Origin of the sequence: Streptomyces sp. NBC_01716, assembly GCF_036248275.1 — a bacterium.
In the GTDB taxonomy this organism is placed as follows: domain Bacteria; phylum Actinomycetota; class Actinomycetes; order Streptomycetales; family Streptomycetaceae; genus Streptomyces.
The window spans coordinates 7,072,610-7,091,239 of the sequence record NZ_CP109181.1 but is presented as its reverse complement, the minus strand read 5'-3'; the positions used below and the strand labels follow the sequence as shown (position 1 = coordinate 7,091,239).

The 18,630-nt window shown below is 71.1% G+C and carries 19 protein-coding genes and 1 tRNA gene; 8 read left to right on the top strand and 12 right to left on the bottom strand.

Translation table 11 applies throughout. From position 1 onward, the window contains the following. Positions 1–8: 8 nt before the first annotated feature. Together OIE74_RS31260 and OIE74_RS31255 are read right to left on the bottom strand one after the other, a co-directional pair. Positions 9–791 carry a ferritin-like domain-containing protein gene (locus tag OIE74_RS31260; protein WP_329389584.1) on the bottom strand — a complete coding sequence of 261 codons (783 nt, stop codon included), beginning with the start codon at positions 789–791 and terminating at the stop codon, positions 9–11. Between the two features lie 270 nt (positions 792–1,061). Beyond that, positions 1,062–2,114 carry an LLM class F420-dependent oxidoreductase gene (locus OIE74_RS31255; RefSeq protein ID WP_329389582.1) on the bottom strand — a complete coding sequence of 351 codons (1,053 nt, stop codon included), beginning with the start codon at positions 2,112–2,114 and terminating at the stop codon, positions 1,062–1,064. Between the two features lie 150 nt (positions 2,115–2,264). Here OIE74_RS31255 and OIE74_RS31250 point away from each other — a divergent pair, with 150 nt between their 5' ends. Together OIE74_RS31250 and OIE74_RS31245 are read left to right on the top strand one after the other, a co-directional pair. Next, a complete protein-coding gene (locus OIE74_RS31250) occupies positions 2,265–3,248 on the top strand; it encodes an aldo/keto reductase (RefSeq protein WP_329389580.1) in 984 nt (327 codons plus the stop codon). After that, positions 3,179–5,437, top strand: a complete 2,259-nt coding sequence (locus OIE74_RS31245) for a helix-hairpin-helix domain-containing protein (RefSeq protein ID WP_443076389.1) — start codon at positions 3,179–3,181, stop codon at positions 5,435–5,437. The genes OIE74_RS31250 and OIE74_RS31245 overlap by 70 nt, the downstream gene beginning before the upstream one ends. An 83-nt stretch (positions 5,438–5,520) precedes the next feature. On the opposite strand, the gene OIE74_RS31240 is transcribed toward OIE74_RS31245, so the two are convergent. Next, positions 5,521–6,192 carry a hypothetical protein gene (locus OIE74_RS31240; RefSeq protein ID WP_329389576.1) on the bottom strand — a complete coding sequence of 224 codons (672 nt, stop codon included), beginning with the start codon at positions 6,190–6,192 and terminating at the stop codon, positions 5,521–5,523. A 47-nt stretch (positions 6,193–6,239) separates the two neighbouring features. Here OIE74_RS31240 and OIE74_RS31235 point away from each other — a divergent pair, with 47 nt between their 5' ends. Continuing rightward, positions 6,240–6,428 (top strand): DUF5703 family protein, encoded by a 189-nt coding sequence (locus OIE74_RS31235; RefSeq protein WP_023542774.1) that lies wholly within the window; start codon positions 6,240–6,242, stop codon positions 6,426–6,428. Positions 6,429–6,539: 111 nt separating this feature from the next. On the opposite strand, the gene OIE74_RS31230 is transcribed toward OIE74_RS31235, so the two are convergent. The 3 genes from OIE74_RS31230 to OIE74_RS31220 all read right to left on the bottom strand — a co-directional run bounded on the left by OIE74_RS31230 (position 6,540) and on the right by OIE74_RS31220 (position 9,151). Then, positions 6,540–7,286: a chaplin gene (locus tag OIE74_RS31230; protein ID WP_329389573.1), complete on the bottom strand. Its 747-nt coding sequence runs from the start codon at positions 7,284–7,286 to the stop codon at positions 6,540–6,542. Between the two features lie 133 nt (positions 7,287–7,419). Continuing rightward, positions 7,420–7,653, bottom strand: coding sequence for a chaplin ChpH (chpH, locus tag OIE74_RS31225; protein WP_329389571.1), 234 nt, complete (start codon positions 7,651–7,653; stop codon positions 7,420–7,422). A gap of 133 nt (positions 7,654–7,786) precedes the next feature. Then, complete coding sequence (locus OIE74_RS31220) at positions 7,787–9,151, bottom strand: M20/M25/M40 family metallo-hydrolase (RefSeq protein ID WP_443076287.1); 1,365 nt, start codon at positions 9,149–9,151, stop codon at positions 7,787–7,789. 88 nt (positions 9,152–9,239) lie between these two features. Between OIE74_RS31220 and OIE74_RS31215 the strand changes: the two genes are divergently transcribed. Further along, positions 9,240–9,327, top strand: a tRNA-Leu gene (locus OIE74_RS31215). Positions 9,328–9,536: 209 nt separating this feature from the next. Next, positions 9,537–10,322 (top strand): thioesterase II family protein, encoded by a 786-nt coding sequence (locus tag OIE74_RS31210; protein WP_329389567.1) that lies wholly within the window; start codon positions 9,537–9,539, stop codon positions 10,320–10,322. 32 nt (positions 10,323–10,354) lie between these two features. Here the strand turns inward: OIE74_RS31210 and OIE74_RS31205 are convergent, their stop codons facing one another. From OIE74_RS31205 to OIE74_RS31195, 3 genes are all read right to left on the bottom strand, one after another. Continuing rightward, positions 10,355–10,999, bottom strand: a complete 645-nt coding sequence (locus OIE74_RS31205; RefSeq protein ID WP_329389565.1) for an MBL fold metallo-hydrolase — start codon at positions 10,997–10,999, stop codon at positions 10,355–10,357. Continuing rightward, positions 10,999–12,084 carry an S-(hydroxymethyl)mycothiol dehydrogenase gene (locus tag OIE74_RS31200; protein WP_329389563.1) on the bottom strand — a complete coding sequence of 362 codons (1,086 nt, stop codon included), beginning with the start codon at positions 12,082–12,084 and terminating at the stop codon, positions 10,999–11,001. The genes OIE74_RS31205 and OIE74_RS31200 overlap by 1 nt, the downstream gene beginning before the upstream one ends. 66 nt (positions 12,085–12,150) lie before the next feature. Beyond that, positions 12,151–12,852, bottom strand: a complete 702-nt coding sequence (locus OIE74_RS31195; protein ID WP_329389561.1) for a FadR/GntR family transcriptional regulator — start codon at positions 12,850–12,852, stop codon at positions 12,151–12,153. A 131-nt stretch (positions 12,853–12,983) separates the two neighbouring features. Between OIE74_RS31195 and OIE74_RS31190 the strand changes: the two genes are divergently transcribed. Further along, the gene (locus OIE74_RS31190; protein WP_329389559.1) at positions 12,984–13,523 is read left to right on the top strand and encodes a gluconokinase; all 540 of its coding nucleotides are present in this window, start codon (positions 12,984–12,986) and stop codon (positions 13,521–13,523) included. Positions 13,524–13,564: 41 nt separating this feature from the next. Continuing rightward, positions 13,565–14,971, top strand: a complete 1,407-nt coding sequence (locus OIE74_RS31185) for a GntP family permease (protein ID WP_329389557.1) — start codon at positions 13,565–13,567, stop codon at positions 14,969–14,971. 46 nt (positions 14,972–15,017) lie between these two features. On the opposite strand, the gene OIE74_RS31180 is transcribed toward OIE74_RS31185, so the two are convergent. Together OIE74_RS31180 and OIE74_RS31175 are read right to left on the bottom strand one after the other, a co-directional pair. Then, positions 15,018–15,719 carry a cytochrome b/b6 domain-containing protein gene (locus OIE74_RS31180; protein ID WP_329389555.1) on the bottom strand — a complete coding sequence of 234 codons (702 nt, stop codon included), beginning with the start codon at positions 15,717–15,719 and terminating at the stop codon, positions 15,018–15,020. Continuing rightward, a complete protein-coding gene (locus OIE74_RS31175; protein ID WP_329392516.1) occupies positions 15,661–16,326 on the bottom strand; it encodes a molybdopterin-dependent oxidoreductase in 666 nt (221 codons plus the stop codon). The genes OIE74_RS31180 and OIE74_RS31175 overlap by 59 nt, the downstream gene beginning before the upstream one ends. 146 nt (positions 16,327–16,472) lie before the next feature. Here OIE74_RS31175 and OIE74_RS31170 point away from each other — a divergent pair, with 146 nt between their 5' ends. Beyond that, positions 16,473–16,907 (top strand): ASCH domain-containing protein, encoded by a 435-nt coding sequence (locus OIE74_RS31170; protein ID WP_329389553.1) that lies wholly within the window; start codon positions 16,473–16,475, stop codon positions 16,905–16,907. Between the two features lie 39 nt (positions 16,908–16,946). On the opposite strand, the gene OIE74_RS31165 is transcribed toward OIE74_RS31170, so the two are convergent. Beyond that, positions 16,947–18,602 (bottom strand): FAD-binding dehydrogenase, encoded by a 1,656-nt coding sequence (locus tag OIE74_RS31165; protein WP_329389551.1) that lies wholly within the window; start codon positions 18,600–18,602, stop codon positions 16,947–16,949. Positions 18,603–18,630 lie beyond the last annotated feature (28 nt).

The window sequence follows — 18,630 nt, the reverse complement described above, 5'->3', positions numbered from 1 at the left end:
TGTACGGCTCAGAAGGCGGGCGCGGTCGCCGGGCCGCCCAGCGCGTCGCGGCGCTCCGGCATGCTGAGGCTGACCATCCGCCGCCAGCGGCCCGCCCGTTCGACCCCGTACATGGCGTGGATGCCCGCGGCCAGCAGCGCCGCCTTGGGGCGGGGCCAGCGCAGGATGCGGCCCATGTGCGCCATCACGGCGATGCTCACGTCGCGGTAGATCCGGATCTCGGCGTGCGCGCTCTCCTGGAGCACCCGCTGGATGGTGCGGCCGTGGCCCTGGCGCGCGAGGCGCAGCAACTCCTCGTGGCAGTAAGCCAGATGGTTGTCCTCGTCGGCGCTGATCATCTGGACGGCCTTGCCGACGACGGGGTGGTCCGCGAAGTGCTTGCGCAGCAACTCCATCTGGTCGGAGGCGCGCTGCTCGGTCACCCGGCTGTGCGAGAGATAGACGACGATGTCGTCCTCCGTCAGCGCGTCGTTCCGGCGCAGCTTGTCGTGCGGGAGGCCGATACCGCGCCGTTCGAGCAGCAGCGTGTAGTCGGTGGCGGGCGGGACGTCGACGGGCTCCAGACCGCGCTTCTTCAGCATGGCCTGGAAGATCCGCCCGTGTTTGTCCTCGTCGGCGCCGTGCCGCGTGATCTTGGGTGCGAGGTCCCGCATTCCTTCGGGTACCAAGGCGGCGATACGGCCGTTCTCCCAGCCGCCCTGGGCCTCGCCGCTGGCCGCGATGGAGCAGAAGAGCTGAAAGGACTCGTCGTTGTCGAGGATTTCCTCGAACAGGCCTCGGGCCGAGAGCATCGGATGCCACCTCCATACCGATGTCCGCACAGACATCGCACAAGGATTCAAATCCGACACCGTGGTGCGGGCAACAGCTCAGGTACCGGAATCGGCCGTTGGAGGGAGAGGCGGGCGCACGTCCGTACGTATACGGGCTTGCGTAACCCGGTGGGGGCCGGGGCGTTGTCCTCTGTGACGGCCGTGGCGGGGAAGACCCCCCGAGCCCCCACCACGGCCGCAGACTTCTCCGCCCTCCAGGGCCTCTCAGGCTCTCAGCGTCTCAGCGCCTCAGGTGACGAGACCGGCCAGTTCCAGGGCCTCGGTGCCGGCGCGCAGGGCCGTGAGGCGTTCGTCGAGAGTGAAGCCCGCGGGGGCCAGGGTCAGCGTCGTGACTCCGGCCGCGTCGTACGCCGTCATCCGGTCGGCGATCCGCTCCACCGAGCCGAGCAGCGTGGTCGAGTCGATCAGCTGGTGCGGGACGGCCGCGCCGGCGCCTTCCTTGTCGCCCGTCAGATACCTGTCCTGGATCTCCACCGCCTCGCGCTCGTAACCCATACGCCGCGCGAGCTGGTTGTAGAAGTTCTGCTTGCGGCTGCCCATACCGCCCACGTACAGCGCGGTGTACGGGCGGAACATGTCCGCCAGGGCCTCGATGTCGTCGCCGAGCGCGATCGGCAGGGTCGGGCAGACGTCGAAGCCGTCCATCGTCAGACCGGCCTTCTCGCGGCCCGCGCGCAGATGGCTGAGCGCGGTCTCCTCAAGATGCTCGGCCGAGGGGAAGATCAGCAGCGCGCCGTCGGCGATCTCACCTGTCTGCTCCAGGTTCTTGGGGCCGATCGCGGCGATGTAGAGCGGGATGTGCTCGCGCTCGGGGTGGACGGTCAGCTTGAGCGGCTTCCCGGGGCCGCCCGGCAGCGGCAGGGTCCAGTGCTCGCCTTCGTAGGAGAGCCGCTCGCGGGACATCGCGCGGCGGACGATCTCGACGTACTCACGGGTGCGGGCCAGCGGCTTGTCGAACTTGACGCCGTACCAGCCCTCGGAGACCTGCGGTCCTGAGACCCCGAGGCCGAGACGGAACCGGCCGCCGGAGAGTGAGTCCAGTGTGGCGGCCGTCATCGCCGTCATCGCGGGCTGGCGGGCCGGGATCTGGAGGATCGCCGAACCGATGTCGATGTTCTCGGTCTGGGCGGCGACCCAGCTCAGCACCGTGGGGACGTCGGAGCCGTACACCTCGGCGGCCCAGCAGACGTCGTAGCCGAGCCGGTCGGCCTCCTGGGCGACGGCGAGGTTGTCGCTGTCCATGCCGGCGCCCCAGTAGCCGAGATTGATGCCGAGCCGCATAACCACTCCCTTACCGATCAGTAACGTCTCTGTGCCGGGACTCTAGCGCGTGGCGCGGGCATTCGTCAGGGCCGCCATCGGGCCTCCGCCGGGGGCGGGTTGTCCACAGGCTCACTGCGAGTGGGGCCCCGGCCAGTAATCTCAGCGGTCATGGAGCAGAGGCATCTCGGCCGTACCGGCCTGCGAGTGTCCCGGATCGGGCTCGGCACGCTGACCTGGGGGCGGGACACCGACGAGCACGACGCCGCCGACCAGTTGAAGGCTTTCTGGGAGGCGGGCGGCACTCTCGTCGACACCGCCGACGTGTACGGGGGCGGGGAGGCGGAGTATCTGCTCGGGCAGCTCGTGGAGAGACTTGTGCCGCGCCGCGATCTGGTAATCGCCACGAAGGCGGGCAGTGTGCCGGATCCTTACCGGCGCTTCAACGGCTCGCGCGGGCATCTGCTCGCCGCCCTGGACGCCTCGCTGGAGCGGCTGGGCACGGACCATGTCGATCTCTGGCAGATCCACGCCTTCGACACCGGGACGCCGCTGGAGGAGACGCTTCAGGCGCTCGACATAGCCGTGAGCAGCGGGCGGGCCAGATACGCGGGGGTGTCCAACTTCTCGGGCTGGCAGCTCGCCAAGGCGGCGACCTGGCAGCTGGCCTCCCCCGGTGTACGGACCCGGCTGGCCAGCACGCAGATGGAGTACTCCCTGCTCCAACGGGGCGTGGAGCGCGAGGTGTTGCCCGCCGCCGTCGATCTGGGGGTCGGGCTGCTGCCCTCGTCGCCGCTCGGCCGGGGTGTGCTGACGGGCAAGTACCGGTACTCCACGCCGGCCGACTCCCGTGGCGCCTCCGAGCAGTTGGCGCCGTTCGTCGAGCCGTATCTCGACGAGCCCGCGAGCCGCATCGTCGACGCGGTGCTGACCGCGGCCGAAGGACTGGCGACGACGGCGCTGGAGGTGGCGCTCGCGTGGGTCAGGGACCGGCCCGGCGTGGTCGCCCCGATCATCGGGGCCCGCAACGCGCACCAGCTCACGGCCGCGTTGTCAGTGGAGAGCCTTAGGCTTCCCGACGAGATCTGCCGGGCGCTCGACGATGTGTCGGCGCCCGTGCACCGCTATCCCGATCAGGACTGGAGCACCCTGTGACTGTGCCTTCCCCGGGGGCGACCCCCGGATCCCCCGCCGAGGACAGCGACGCCGCGGTCGCGGAGGAGGCCACGTCCGAGGCGGTCGTCGCCGAGGACAGCGACGGGGACGGCGACGGCGACGGGGCTGAGGGTGCGGGCGGGGACGAGGCGAAGTCCGCCGAGGACGCGCCCGCGCAGCCGTCCGAGGCGGAGGCCGAGATCGCCGCGCAGCGTGAGCTGCGCGCCCGGATCGCACAGCGGAAGGCCGAGAAGGAGGGTCCCATCCCGGCGGGCGCCAAGCTGAGCGGTCAGGCGGCGGATCTGCTCGCCGCCGTACGGGCCATGGAGAGCGGTCAGGCGGCGCCGGCCCCTCCGGTGGCGCCCGCTGCCGCCGCGCCCTCCGTACCTGCCGCCGGGGCCCCCGTACCGGCTCAGAGCGGGCCGCGGGCTCCCGAGCCCGCGCGGGCCGCCCCGGTGGCTCCCGTGACCGCTCCGGAGGCCGTGGCGGCCGTCGAGGCCGTGCTCGCCGACGGCGGTGCGCCGACGGCGCTGGCCCCGCAGGCCACGGCGGTGCTCGGGGAGCGGGCCGGTGACGCGCTGCGCGCCGATCCGTGGCTGCTGCTGTCCGTCCCCGGGGTCCGGCCCGAGCAGGCCGACGGTTTCGCCCGCGCGCTGCTCGGCGACGGCTGCGGTCCCGGGGACGAGCGGCGGTCCGCCGCCCTCGTCGGCTGGCTGCTGGAGCGCGCCGCTCTGCGGGGGCACACCGCGCTCGCCTTCCCGGCGGTGCGCGCCGCACTGGCGGAGCGGTCGGTGCCCGACCCCGACGGGGCGCTGCGGCACGCCATCGCGGAGGGCGCCGTGCTGGTGTTCCAGGACGGCGCGGAGGACACCGACGAGGAGACGCAGGAGGCGGCGGAGGAGGTCGCGGAGGAGGCGGCGGAGGACGTCGCCGAGGCCGCGCCCGTCCTGCTCGGTCTCGACCGGTACGCGCTCGCCGAGGAGAGCCTCGCCGACGGTCTGGCCAGGCTGGTGAAGACCGCCCAGGAGGCGTCCTGGGACGAGGCCGCGGCGGGGGCGCCCTCCCCTTCGGCGGGCGAGCTGATCCGCGCGGTCGCCGGGCACGGTCTGGTGGTCCACACGGGCGGCGAGGCCGCGCGCGCCGAGCCGGTGGCCCTCGCGGATGCCGTGCGCGCGCTCGGTCTGCGGCCCGTCGTCGCCGCGCACAGCGAGAACGGCCGGCGCCGGCTCGGTGACGGCGCCGTGACGGTCGCGGGGCTGCTGTCCGGGGCGGAGGGACCGGGGCGGGACGCGGACGGCGCGCTGGACCTCGACCTCCTCGTCGTCCTGGACGCGCCCCAACTGGACGTGGAGACGGCGACGACGCTGGTGGAGTCGCTGCCCGACGGCGCGCGGCTGGTCCTCGGCGGCGACCCCGGGGTGCTCTGGTCGGCGGGATCCGGCCGGGTCTTCGCGGATCTGCTGGGCGCCCGGGTGTGCCCGCAGATCGCCTCGCGCACGCCCGACCCCGGGCCGCTCGGGGAGCTGGTCTCCGGCATCGGCATCGGTGAGCTGAACCAGGTCGACGCGCCCGGCAAGGAGGTCGTGATCGTGCCCGTGCGCGACGCGGGCGAGGCCGTGCACCGTACGGTGCAGCTCGTGGCCGACTCCGTGCCGCGCGCCATCGGTGTGCCGTCCGGGCAGACGCAGGTGATCACGGTCGGGCACGGCGGCGCGGTGGGGACGCGCGCGCTGAACGTGGCGCTCAAGGAGCGGCTGAATCCCGGCCCCGGCCGGTTCGGCGGCTTCGACCCGGACGACCGGGTCGCCTATGTACCCGCACCGGGCCGGACGCTGACCGGCTCGGTCGTGTCGGCGGACGCGGAGGGGCTGCGGCTGGACTGCGACGGGGTGCCCGTCCTGGTGCCCAGGGAGCTCGTCGAATCGGTCGTACGGCACGGCTGGGCCCTCACCGCGCACCAGGCGGCGGGGATGCGGTGGCCGGCCGCCGTCGTGGTCCTGCCCGGCGACGCGGCGCAGGGCCTGAGCCGGCCCTGGGTCTACACGGCCTTCGGCCGGGGCGAGCGTCATCTGTCGGTGGTCCACGGCGTCGACCAGGCGCTCGCACACGCGGTGGCGGAGGTGCCTGCGGCCGAGCGGACGACGCGGCTCCGGACGCTCCTGGAGGGGCTGCTGGCGCCCGCGGTGTGACGCCGGTACCCCAGGTGACCCGAACGGCCGACGGCCCGCCCCCCAATTCGGCGGCGGGCCGTCGGCGATGCCGGACCGCGCGGTCAGGCGTCCTGTTCCTCCAGGTCACCGAGGGGATCCCGGCCCCGGACCCCGGCGCCGTCGAAGTCCTCGTCATCGAAGACGGAGCTGACGTCGAAGCGGCAGACGACCTGCTGCGGATCGGCCTGCTCGAAGGGGGCGCCGAGCCATTCGCCGGGCTCCGGAAGATCGTCGGCGGCCGACACCCAGAGTGTCGAGTCGCCCTCCTCCAGGCCGAACTCCTTGTGCCGGGACGCGATCTCGTCCGGCTCGTACTCGCCGAAGAGCACGCCCACAGCGGCGTGCACACTGGCACCGACGACCGCCACGGTCTCGGCGTCACCGTCGACATCGGCGATGCGCTGTGCCTGAGCGAGCAGTCTCCGCGGCTCCGCCACCGCGTAGTCGCGGCGGATCAGCACGCTGAGCGCGTTCGGCTCCTCCGGCCCCGCGTAGGGCGGCAGGGAGTCGTCCGTGCCGGGGATCTCGAACGGGGTGACCTCGTCGTAGAGATCGTAGAGCCGCTCGTCGTACGCCTCCGCCGCGGTGGCAAGGGCGTTGAACGCTTCGGAAACCGCCGGGTCGTCCTCACCCGTGCGGCGTTCGACCGCCGCGAGGTGACGGTCCAGCGCGACCTTGACCGCCTCGGCGGCGGCACGTACCTCGGCAGCCGTGGGCTGCGCAGCATCAGACATAGAGCAGACGCTATCCGTACCGGGGCTCTGGCCGCACAATAGATGCGATGCCGGAATACGAATTTGTCGACGTGTACGTGCCGCGCGGGGTGTCCCGCAGCGACGCGACCCGCCTGCTGACCGATCACGCCGAGTACGGGCACTGGGAAATGGACCGACTGAGCCTGCACAGGGACGGCAGTCGCAGAGTGCGGCTGCGCAGACGCATCATCCGTCAGGTACGCGCCACCTGGTGAACGGCGACGGGGCGGATCCCCCGCTGTGCGGAGGTCCGCCCCGTGCCGTACCGGGCTGAACACGTGCCGTACTCGCGCGCGCTCCTGTGGGGCCTATGCGACCAGGGCGGCCTAGGCGGCCGACCGGGCGCGCCGGTAGATGACCGTGCCCGCGAGAAGCAGGGCCGCACCGGCCGGAATGATCAGTCCGAGGCCGTCGCCACCGGTCGTCGCCAGTACGTCGGTGCCCTCGGCGGCCGGCTCGACGGTCTGCTCCTTGGGCTGGTTCGGGGACGGCGGGAGCGTACGGTCCGTCGGGGGCTCGGGAGTGCCCGGGGTCTCGGGTGTCTCCTTGGCCGGCGGAGCGGGGGTGTCCGCGTTCGCGCACTCGTTGCCGACGGCGGGGTTCAGCACGCCGACGATGTCCACGGTGTTGCCGCAGACGTTGAGGGGGATGTCCAGCGGCACCTGGATGAGGTTGCCGGAGCCGACACCGGGTGAGTTGGCGGTTCCGCCGTCGGCGTGCGAGCCGCCGCCTCCGGAACCTCCGTGCGAGCCGCCCTTTCCGTCGGTGCGGCCCTCGGCGCCGTGCGAGCCGCCGCCCTGGGAGCCGCCACCCTGGCCGCGACCGCCGTCGGACTTGTTCGCGCAGGCGTTGCCCGTGGCGGGGTTCAGCGCCCCGACGGCGTTGACGGTGTTGCCGCAGGCGTTGACCGGGACGTGCACCGGGACCTGGACGTTGTTCCCGGACAGCACGCCCGGGGAGTTCGCCGCGGTGCCGTCGGCACCCGAGTCCGCTTGCGCGTAGCCGCCGCCGATGGCGAGTACGCCGCCGGCCGCCGCCACACTGATCAGGCCTTTGCGTGTGACCTGTCTCATAGCTTGTTCCTGCCTTCTGCCTTTCGGGGACCCCCGGCACAACGCCTGGGGTGTGAAGCGCGACGGCCCCGGAGCGCGTGGCGCGCATTCCGGGGCCGTCGGGCTCAGACCCTTACGGGTACGAGGTACAACGTCACGCGTTGACGCAGGTGTTGCCGAAGGCGGGGTTCAGCAGCCCGATCACGGAGACCGTGTTGCCGCACACATTCACCGGAATGTGGATGGGCGCCTGGACGACGTTGCCCGAGAGCACACCGGGGGACCCCACGGCGGCACCCTGGGCACCGGAGTCGGCGACGGCCATTCCCGCGCCCGCGAGCACGAGACCGCCGGTGGCAGCCGCAGCGGCGACGACCTTCTTGATCATTATTCCTCCTTGTTGGCAAATGCGGTCCCAACCTCGGACCGCACATCTGTAACGAGCAGGAGGAAGTGGGGCTACGAGCCCATGGTCGCTTTCACTCTTTCCAGTCAGGTGCGTACGCACTGCCGAATACGGCTCAGCTGGCGTCGATGAATCGGTCCAACACCCGTACACCGAACCGCAGTCCCTCCAGCGGCACCCGCTCGTCCACGCCGTGGAACATCCCGGCGAAGTCCAGCTCCGGCGGGAGCTTGAGCGGGGCGAAGCCGAAGCCGCGGATACCGAGGTCGTCGAAGGACTTGGCGTCCGTGCCGCCCGAGAGCATGTAGGGAACGGCCCGCGCGATGGGGTCCTCCGCGACGAGCGCGGTCTGCATGGCGTCCACGAGCCGGCCGTCGAAGCTGGTCTCCAGGGCCTTGTCGCCGTGCACGTCCTCGCGCTTGACGCGCGGGCCGATGATCCGGTCGATGTCGGCGAGGAACTCCTCCTCGTAGCCGGGCAGGAAGCGGCCGTCGACGTGGGCGGTCGCCTGGCCGGGGATCACGTTCACCTTGTAGCCCGCGCCGAGCATGGTGGGGGCCGCGGAGTTACGCAGGGTGGCGCCGATCATCTTCGCGATGCCGCCCAGGGTGGCGAGCGTGCCCTCCATGTCCTCCGGGTCGAGCGGGACGCCCAGCGCGTCGGACAGCTCGTCCAGGAAGGACCGCACGGTCTTGGTCATCCGCACCGGCCATTCGTGCCTGCCGAGCCGGGCCACCGCCTCGCAGAGTTCGGTGATGGCGTTGTCGTTGTTGGTCATCGAGCCGTGCCCGGCCGTGCCGTCCACGGTGAGCCGCATCCAGTGCATGCCCTTCTGCGCCGTCTCGACGAGATACAGCCGCAGGTTCTCGTTGACGGTGAAGGAGAAGCCGCCGACCTCGCTGATCGCCTCGGTGACGCCCTCGAAGAGGTCGGGGTGGTTGTCGACGAGGTACCGCGCCCCGTACGTACCACCCGCCTCCTCGTCGGCCAGGAAGGCGAGGACGATGTCGCGCGGGGGCTTGCGCCCGCTGCGGAGCCTGTCCCGCACCACGGCGAGGGTCATGGCGTCCATGTCCTTCATGTCGACCGCGCCGCGCCCCCAGAGGCAGCCGTCGGCGATCTCGCCGGCGAACGGGTCGTGCGTCCAGTCGGCCGCGTTGGCGGGGACCACATCGGTGTGGCCGTGGATGAGCAGGGCGGGCCTGGAGGGGTCCTCGCCGGCGATCCTGGCGACGGTGGAGGCACGGCCCTTGTGCGACTCGAAGATCCGCGGTTCGAGCCCCACCTCGGCCAGCTTCTCCGCCACGTACTCCGCGGCCGCCCGTTCGCCGGGGCCCGAGTGGTCCCCGTAGTTGCTGGTGTCGATCCGGATCAGATCGCGGCAGAGATCGACGACCTCGTCCTCGCCCGAGACCGTCCCGCCCGTGTTCGACTCGCTCACTCTGCTCACTCCCGCTGTCGTTGCCGGTGGTCGCCCCATCCTCCCACCGGGCGTGGATCGGGCAGTGCCCGATGTTTGCTATGGTTTTCCACGTCGGAACGGCCTTCGGCCGTCCGGCGGACACCTTGTCCGGGTGGCGGAATGGCAGACGCGCTAGCTTGAGGTGCTAGTGCCCTTTATCGGGCGTGGGGGTTCAAGTCCCCCCTCGGACACCATGGTTGACGTAATGCCGGTCGGGATCTCTTTCCCGGTCGGCATTACGCGTTTCACGGCCCCGCCCCTTCACCCCTAACATCCGCCCCGAACTCCCAGGTGGGGGCCGGGATCGAGCGGAATAGGGGTTGCCCGCAGGGGGGCGTGCTGGCACGTTTGCGATGCAATTCTCAGTCGGCGTGTGCCCCCAGAATGAGGCGACGGAAACATCATGACTCTCGCGCCCAGCGAAACGAAGCCGTGGATTCGACGCTTCAAGCCGGCACCCGAAGCGCCCACCCAGTTGGTGTGTCTGCCGCACGCGGGAGGGTCCGCGCCGTTCTTCCTTCCGGTGACCAAGGCACTCTCCCCCGAGACCGACGTGCTGGCCGTGCAGTATCCCGGCCGCCAGGACCGCCGCGACGAGAAGGGCATACCGAGCATTCCGGAGCTGGCCGACGCGGTCGCGCGGGAGCTGCTGGAGTGGGCGGACCGCCCGATCACCCTCTTCGGTCACAGCATGGGCGCTTCCGTGGCGTTCGAGGTCGCCCGGCGGCTGCGCGACACGGACGTGGAGGTGCTCGGGCTGATCGTCTCCGGCCGGTGCTCGCCGCGCTGCCGGTGCATCACCACGCGTCAGCTCTTCAGCGACGAGAACATCCTCGACGACGTCCGCCGGATGAGCGGGACGGACGCGGAGGTGCTCGGTGACGACGACGTCGTACGCATGATCATGCCGGCTCTGCGCAACGACTACGCGGCCGTGATGTCGTACCGGAGCGAGCCGGGGGCGACCGTGCCGTATCCCGTCGTGGCGCTGATCGGCGACTCCGATCCGCAGGTGCCGGTCGTGGACGCGCGCGGGTGGGCCGATCACACGGAGGCGGACTTCCAGCTGCACGTCTTCCCCGGCGGCCACTTCTACCTCAACGACCAGCCCGCCGCGGTGGTCAGCACGGTTAGGCAGCACATCGCGCGGTGGTCCACCGCGGGCGCGCTGCGGGACCGCGTCGCCTGAGACGGCGACACGGCCCGCGCGCGACGGTCCGGTCAGCCGCCGGAGCGGATCCACTCGTCCAGCTGCGGCGCCTCGTCCCCGATGGTGGTCGAGTCGCCGTGTCCGGTACGGACCACCGTCCCGGGCGGCAGCGTAAGCAGCCGTTCGCGGATCGACTCGATGATCGTCGGAAAGTGCGAGAAGGACCGGCCGGTGGCGCCGGGCCCGCCCTGGAAGAGCGTGTCGCCGGTGAAGACCGTGGACAGCTCGGGGGCGTGGAGACAGACCGCGCCCGGCGCGTGGCCCGGCGTGTGCAGGACCGTGAGGGTGATCCCGGCGACGGACAGGTCCTGGCCGTCGGCCAGTTCGCCGTCCGGGAGCCGGTCCGGGTGGGTCTGCTTCCACAGCGGCAGGTCGTCCGGGTGCAGCAGGACCGGCGCGCCGGTGGTGGCGGCGAGCGCCGGGGCCGCGTCGATGTGGTCGTTGTGGGCGTGGGTGCAGACGATGGCGCGCAGCGTCCGGCCGCCCAGCGCGGTCTCGATGGCCGTGGCGTCGTGGGCGGCGTCGATGACGATCGCCTCGGTGTCGTCGCCGACGATCCAGACGTTGTTGTCGACGTCCCAGGTACCGCCGTCGAGCGAGAACGTGCCGGAGGTCACGAGGTGGTCGACGCGCGCCGCGGCGCCGGTGGCGGCCATCAGAGCACCACGACCGAGCGCAGGACGTGGCCCTCGTGCATATGGGCGAAGGCCTTCTCGACGTCGCCGAGTCCGATGGTCTCGGTGACGAACGCGCCCAGGTCGATACGGCCCTGCTGGTGCAGGTCGATCAGCATGGGGAAGTCGCGGGACGGCAGACAGTCGCCGTACCAGGACGACTTGAGGGAGCCGCCGCGCCCGAAGACGTCGAGCAGCGGCAGTTCGAGCTCCATCTCCGGGGTGGGGACCCCGACCAGGACGACCGTGCCGGCCAGGTCACGTGCGTAGAACGCCTGCTTGTACGTCTCCGGGCGGCCCACCGCCTCGATGACGACGTCCGCCCCGAAGCCCCCGGTCAGTTCGCGGATCGCCTCGACGGGGTCGGTGGAGCGGGAGTTGACGGTGTGGGTGGCGCCCATCGTCCTGGCGGTGGCCAGCTTCTGGTCGTCGATGTCGACGGCGATGATGCGGGCCGCGCCCGCGAGACGGGATCCTACGATCGCCGCGTCGCCGACACCGCCGCAGCCGATGACGGCGACGGAGTCGCCCCGGCCGACGCTGCCGGTGTTGATCGCCGCGCCGATGCCGGCCATGACACCGCAGCCGAGCAGACCGGCGACGGCCGGTGAGACGACCGGGTCGACCTTGGTGCACTGTCCGGCGGCGACCAGGGTCTTCTCCGCGAACGCGCCGATGCCGAGCGCCGGGGACAGTTCCGTACCGTCCGTCAGCGTCATCTTCTGTTCGGCGTTGTGGGTGTTGAAGCAGTACCAGGGCCTGCCCCGCAGACATGCCCGGCAACTGCCGCAGACGGCACGCCAGTTGAGAATCACGAAATCACCGGGGGCGACGTCGGTGACGCCGTCGCCGACCGACTCCACCACGCCCGCCGCCTCGTGGCCGAGCAGGAAGGGATAGTCGTCGTTGATCCCGCCCTGCTTGTAGTGCAGATCGGTGTGGCAGACGCCGCACGCCTGGATCTTCACCACGGCCTCGCCGGGGCCGGGATCGGGGATCACGATCGTCTCGATCCGCACCGGCTCGTTCTTGCCGGGCGCCACAACGCCTCGCACCTGCTGCGACATGTCAGGACCTGCCTCTCCATCGAGCCTGAAGGGCCAAGTCTGACATCGCGCCGACGCGCCGCCTGGTCAGGGTGCGAGCACGTCGAGTTCCTGGAGGGCGCCGACGGCGATCTGCCGGGTCAGCTCCTCGGCACGGGCCGCGTCCCGCTCCCGTACGGCCTCGGCGACCTGTACATGCAGGGTCACGGCCGCCGGGTCGGGGTCGTGGAACATCACCTCGTGCCGCGTGCGCCCCGTCAGGACCTCGGCGACCACGTCTCCGAGCCGGGCGAACATCTCGTTGCCCGACGCGTCGAGTACCACCCGGTGGAAGGCGACGTCGTGCCGTAGATAGCCCTCCAGTTGGTGTCCTCGTGAGGTGGCGACCATGCCGAGCGCCTGCTCCGTGAGGGCGGCGCACTGCTCGGGTGTGGCATGGGTGGCGGCGAGACCGGCGGCCACCGGTTCGATCGCGGAGCGCAGCACGGTCAGTGAACGCAGTTGGCGCGGCCGGTCGTTGCCCGCGAGGCGCCAGCGGATGACCCGCGGGTCGTAGACGTTCCACTCGGCGGCGGGCCGCACCGTCACGCCGACGCGGCGCCGGGACTGGACGAGGTGCATCGATTCGAGGACGCGGACCACTTCCCGTACCACGGTGCGCGAGACGTCGAAGCGCCGCGCGACCTCGTCGGTGCGCACGACGCCGCCCTCGGGGTATTCGCCCCCCGTGATGGCGAGACCGAGGGTGTCGAGCACATGGGTATGCAGGCCCCGGCCTTCTGTGGTCATGGCGGAAGCCTACGGGGCGGGTCGGGTGAAGAAAAAATATGACAAGTGAGTGACGACACCTTGAATACGTCGTACATATGAGTTTCAGTATCGCGAAGGCAGCGGAGCATGCGAAGACAGCGAGGCATCAGATGAACACCCCCCACGTCGTCGTGGTGATGGGCGTGGCAGGTACCGGCAAGACGACCGTCGGTCCCCTGCTGGCCGCCGCCCTGGGCGTCCCGTACGCCGAGGGCGACGACTTCCACCCCCCTGCGAACATCGCCAAGATGTCCGCCGGCACCCCGCTGGACGACGACGACCGCCGGCCGTGGCTGGACGCGATCGGGCGCTGGGCGCACAGCCGCGCCGGTCTCGGCGGTGTGGTCAGCAGCTCGGCGCTCAAGCGCCTCTACCGCGACCGGCTGCGGGCCGCGGCGCCCGACGTCCTCTTCCTGCACCTCACCGGTGACCGCGCCCTGATCGAACGGCGGATGGCGGACCGCAAGGGGCACTTCATGCCCACCGCCCTGCTGGATTCACAGTTCGCCACGTTGCAGCCCCTGGGCGACGACGAGGCGGGCGTCACCGTCGACGTGGCGGGCACCCCCGAGGAGATCACCGAACGGGGCGTCGCCGCGCTGGCGGCACTCGACCGTCCCCAAGGGCCCTACGAGCCCGAACTCACCTGACAGACAAGCCAGTCAACTCCCCAATACGTAAGGATCCCCCCGTGACCAGTCTCAGCGTCGAGACGCTGGCAGCGGACGCCGTGGAACCGATCACCTCGGCCGGCAACACGCAGCTGGGCATCGCCGTTCTCGCCGGTATTGCCGTCATCGTCCTGCTCATCACCCAGTTCAAACTGCACGCCTTCCTCGCCCTGACCATCGGCACGCTGGCGCTGGGCGCGTTCGCCGGCGCGTCCCTCGGCGACACGATCCTCAGCTTCTCCGCCGGTCTCGGCTCGACCGTCGCGGGTGTCGGTGTGCTGATCGCGCTCGGCGCGATACTCGGCAAGCTGCTCGCGGACTCGGGCGGCGCCGACCAGATAGTCGACACGATCCTCAGCCGGGCGAGCGGGCGTGCCATGCCGTGGGCGATGGTCCTCATCGCCTCGGTGATCGGGCTGCCGCTCTTCTTCGAGGTCGGCATCGTGCTGCTGATCCCGGTCGTGCTGCTGGTCGCCAAGCGCGGCAACTTCTCCCTGATGCGGATCGGTATCCCGGCGCTGGCCGGCCTCTCCGTCATGCACGGACTGATCCCGCCGCACCCCGGTCCGCTCGTCGCGATCGACGCCATCGGCGCCGACCTCGGCGTGACGCTGGCGCTGGGCCTCCTCATATCGATCCCAACGGTGATCATCGCCGGGCCGCTGTTCTCCCGTTACGCCGCGCGCTGGGTGGACATCCAGCCGCCCGAGCGGATGCTCCAGACGCTGGAGAAGCGTCCGTCCGAAGAGAGCGACAGGCGTCCGAGCTTCGGCGCCACCGTCGCGACCGTGCTGCTGCCGGTCGTCCTGATGCTGGTCAAGGCACTGGTCGACATCGTCGTGGACGACCCGGAGAACCAGGTCCAGAAGGTCGCCGATGTCATCGGCTCCCCGCTGATCGCGCTGCTCGCCGCCGTGCTCGTCGGCATCTTCACACTGGGACGGGCCGCCGGATTCACCAAGGACCGGATCGCGTCGACCATCGAGAAGTCCTTCGGGCCCATCGCGGGCGTGCTGCTGATCGTCGCCGCGGGCGGCGGTTTCAAGCAGACCCTGATCGACGCGGGCGTCGGCCAGATGATCCTCGACTTCTCCGAGGACTGGTCGATCCCGGCGCTGCTGCTGGGCTGGCTGATCGCGGTGGCGATCCGGCTGGCGACCGGCTCGGCGACCGTCGCGACGATCTCCGCCGCCGGGCTCGCGGCGCCGCTCGCCGCCGACATGTCCACCTCCCACACCGCGCTGCTGGTGCTGGCGATCGGCGCCGGTTCGCTCTTCTTCAGCCATGTCAACGACGCGGGCTTCTGGCTGGTGAAGGAGTACTTCGGGATGGACGTCGGTCAGACGATCAAGACCTGGTCGGTGATGGAGACGATCATCTCCGTCGTCGGTCTCGGCTTCGTGATGCTGCTCTCGCTGATCGTCTAGCCGGTCACGTCGCATCTGAGCTGGTTACGTCCCCGGGCGGGGCGGGTCACTCCTCTTCCTTCCACAGAGGGTGCTCCCGCTCCGCCCACGGCCGTTCCACCGATCCGGTCCGCATGCCGCGCCGTGCCTCCGGGTCGGCGAACGCCATCCCGATGTGCCCGACGAGCACGAGCCCCACGGCCAGCGACAGCCAGTCGTGCACGAAGGTGGCGCTCGTCCGCCACACCAGCGGCGTCAGCCAGGTGAACCACATCATCAGGCCCGTCGCGAGCATGACCAGGACGGCTCCCGCGATCCAGCCGCCGTACACCTTCTGCCCGGCGTTGAACTTGCCCGCCGGGCGCGACTCCGGCCGGAAGTCGCGGCGCCGCACGGCTCGTAGCCACTCCTTGTCGTGCGGCGCGAAGCGGTTGAGCCGGCGCAGATCGGCGCGGAAGGAGGGGGACGCGAGCCCCAGGAGGAACGGCGCGGGCAGCAGCAGACCCGACCACTCGTGCAGGGTGACCACCAGGTAGCGGCGGCCGACGAGTTCGGCGAGCTGCGGTACGTACAGAGACGCCGCCGTCACCACGCAGACCAGCATCAGCACGCCGGTCGCGCGGTGGACCATCCGCTCGGCGCGGCTGAACCGCCGCCGCAGCCGGGGTCGCGCCGGCTCCGGCCGGCCGGAGGGCGGGCCGCCGGGCCGGTCAGACGGTCGGGGTGTCGGTGCGGCCGTTGGACCGCCCGACCCAGGCGTCGACGTCATAGCCGCGCTCCTCCCAGTAGCCGGGGCGGACGTCGGAGGTGACGGAGATCCCGGAGAGCCATTTCGCCGATTTGTAGAAGTACATGGGTGCCACGTAGAGCCGTACCGGACCGCCGTGCGCGTGCTCGACCGGCTTGTCGCGCATCTTCAGCGCCACCAGGACGTCGGGCCGTCTGGCCTGCTCCATGGTCAGGCTCTCGCTGTACGTGCCGTCGAAGCAGGTGAAGCGGACCGCTTTGGCGTCCGGCCGTACCCCCGCGGCATCGAGGATCCGCGACAGCCGTACGCCTTCGAACGGCGTTTCCGGCACCCGCCAGCCGGTGACGCACTGGACGTCACGGACCATGCGGGTCTGCGGGAGCTTCCGCAGGGCGTCGAGCGTGTACGTGGTGGGCCGGTCGACCAGCCCGTCCACGGTGAGCCGGTAGTTCTCAGGACCCTTGCGGGGTACGGAGCTGGCCACCGAGTAGTAGCGGAACCCGCCCCCGTTGGGCAGCAGGCCGGTCAGCCCGGTCGGGTCGGTGTCGGCCACCGAGCCGAGGAAGGCTTCGAGCCCCCGCTGGAGATAGGGCGCCGTGACGACGCCCGCCGCGCCGAGACCGAGCATGGAGAGCACCAGGCGCCGCCCGACGGGCGTGCCCTCCCGGTCGTTGTGTGGAGTGGTCACCCATTGATTCGAACACCGTGGAGACGCGGAAACCAGGGGCGCCGGCGATCCGTCATCGTTTCGTCAGAGTCCGGCAGACTTAACCCATGGCGACCCCCCAGGAACACCCCGAAGCCCTCCCGCCCTTTCTGCTGGCCTTCCCCGGGCCGCTGCGCGATCAGCTGGTCGCGGCGGTCCTGTCCGGGAAGAAGGTCTCGACCACGGGCCTGCTGGCCGAGTACGAGGTGGAGAACGAGGAGCTGCCGCCGGTCGGGGAGCGTTCGGCGCTGATCGACTCGGCCGGCCGCGAGATCGCCGTGCTGGAGCTGACGGAGGTACGGGTGCTGCCGCTGGGGCAGGTCGATCTCCAGCACGCGCTGGACGAGGGCGAGGGGTACGACTCGGTGGCGGCCTGGCGCGCGGGCCACGAGGCGTTCTGGCACAGCGACGAGATGCGGGAGGCGATGGGCGACCCGTCGTTCACGGTGCACGACGGGACGCTGGTGGTGGCGGAGCGCTTCCGGGTGGTGGAGCGCCGGTAGTACGTGTCCGGCGATCCGGCCTGATCCGAAAGACACTTCCTAGGCGACCGCCTCCGCCGCCGCCCGCCCGGCCGCGCGCCCGGAGAAGACACAGCCGCCGAGGAACGTGCCCTCCAGCGAGCGGTAGCCGTGCATCCCGCCGCCGCCGAAGCCGGCCGCCTCCCCCGCCGCGTACACCCCGGCCAGCGGTGTGCCGTCCGGCCGCAGCACCCGCGACGACAGGTCCGTCTGAAGCCCGCCGAGCGACTTGCGGGTCAGGATGTGCAGCCGTACGGCGATCAGCGGACCGGCCTTGGGGTCGAGGATGCGGTGCGGCGCCACCGTACGGATCAGCTTGTCGCCCAGATAGGCGCGCGCCCCTCGGACGGCCGTCATCTGGAGGTCCTTGGTGAACGGGTTGGCGACCTCCCTGTCGCGCGCCACGATCTCCCGGCGCAGCCCGTCCTCGTCGATCAGCGGCTTCTCGGTGAGCGCGTTCATCCCCCGCACGAGCGAGGCGAGGTCCTTCTCCACGACGAAGTCAGCGCCGTTGTCCATGAACGCCCTGACCGGTCCCGGCACGTCCTGGCGCGCCCGGTCGATCACGTCGCGGACGGACTTCCCGGTCAGGTCGGGATTCTGCTCGGAGCCCGAGAGCGCGAACTCCTTGCCGATGATGCGCCGGTTGAGAACGAACCAGGTGTAGTCGTGGCCGCTGTGCATGATGTGGTCCAGCGTTCCGAGCGTGTCGAAGCCGGGGAACAGCGGCACCGGCAGCCGCGTGCCGCGTGCGTCGAGCCAGAGCGACGAGGGTCCGGGCAGGATCCGGATGCCGTGCCTGGCCCAGATCGGGTTCCAGTTCTCTATGCCCTCCGTGTAGTGCCACATCCGGTCCCGGTTGATGTGGTGGGCGCCGGCCCGCTCGGTGATGCCGAGCATCAGACCGTCGACATGGGCGGGTACGCCGGAGAGCATCTTCCCGGGCGGGGTGCCGAGGCGTTCGGGCCACTGGGCGCGTACGAGGTCGTGGTTTCCGCCGATGCCGCCGGACGTGACGATCACGGCCTGCGCCCTGAGTTCGAACGTACCCGTCGTGACGCGGCTGCTGGCCGTGCCGCGTTCGGCGTCGCTCGGCTCAAGCACCTCACCGGTCACCGTGTCGACGGCGCCGGCGCTCGCGCCGAGTCCGGTAACCCGGTGCCGGAAACGGAACGTCACCAGTCCCTTGGCGACGCCCTCACGCACCCGCCGCTCGAACGGCTCGACGACGCCGGGGCCGGTCCCCCAGGTGATGTGGAAGCGCGGCACCGAGTTGCCGTGCCCGCTCGCGCCGTAGCCGCCGCGCTCGGCCCAGCCGACGACCGGGAAGAAGCGTATGCCCCGCTCGCGCAGCCAGGACCGCTTCTCACCGGCGGCGAAGTCCACGTACGCCTCGGCCCATTTGCGCGGCCAGTGGTCCTCCTCGCGGTCGAAGCCGGCCGTGCCGAGCCAGTCCTGGAGCGCGAGGTCCCTGCTGTCCTTGACCCGCAGCCGCCGCTGCTCGGGCGAGTCCACGAGGAACATCCCGCCGAAGGACCAGTGCGCCTGGCCACCGATGGACCGCTCCGGCTCCTGGTCGAGCAGGATGACCGAGCGCCCCGCGTCGACGAGTTCGGCGGTGGCCACCAGCCCGGCCAGTCCCGCGCCGATCACGATCACATCAGCGTCGTACGCCATGGGTTCCCACCTTCTCGGGGCGACTGAG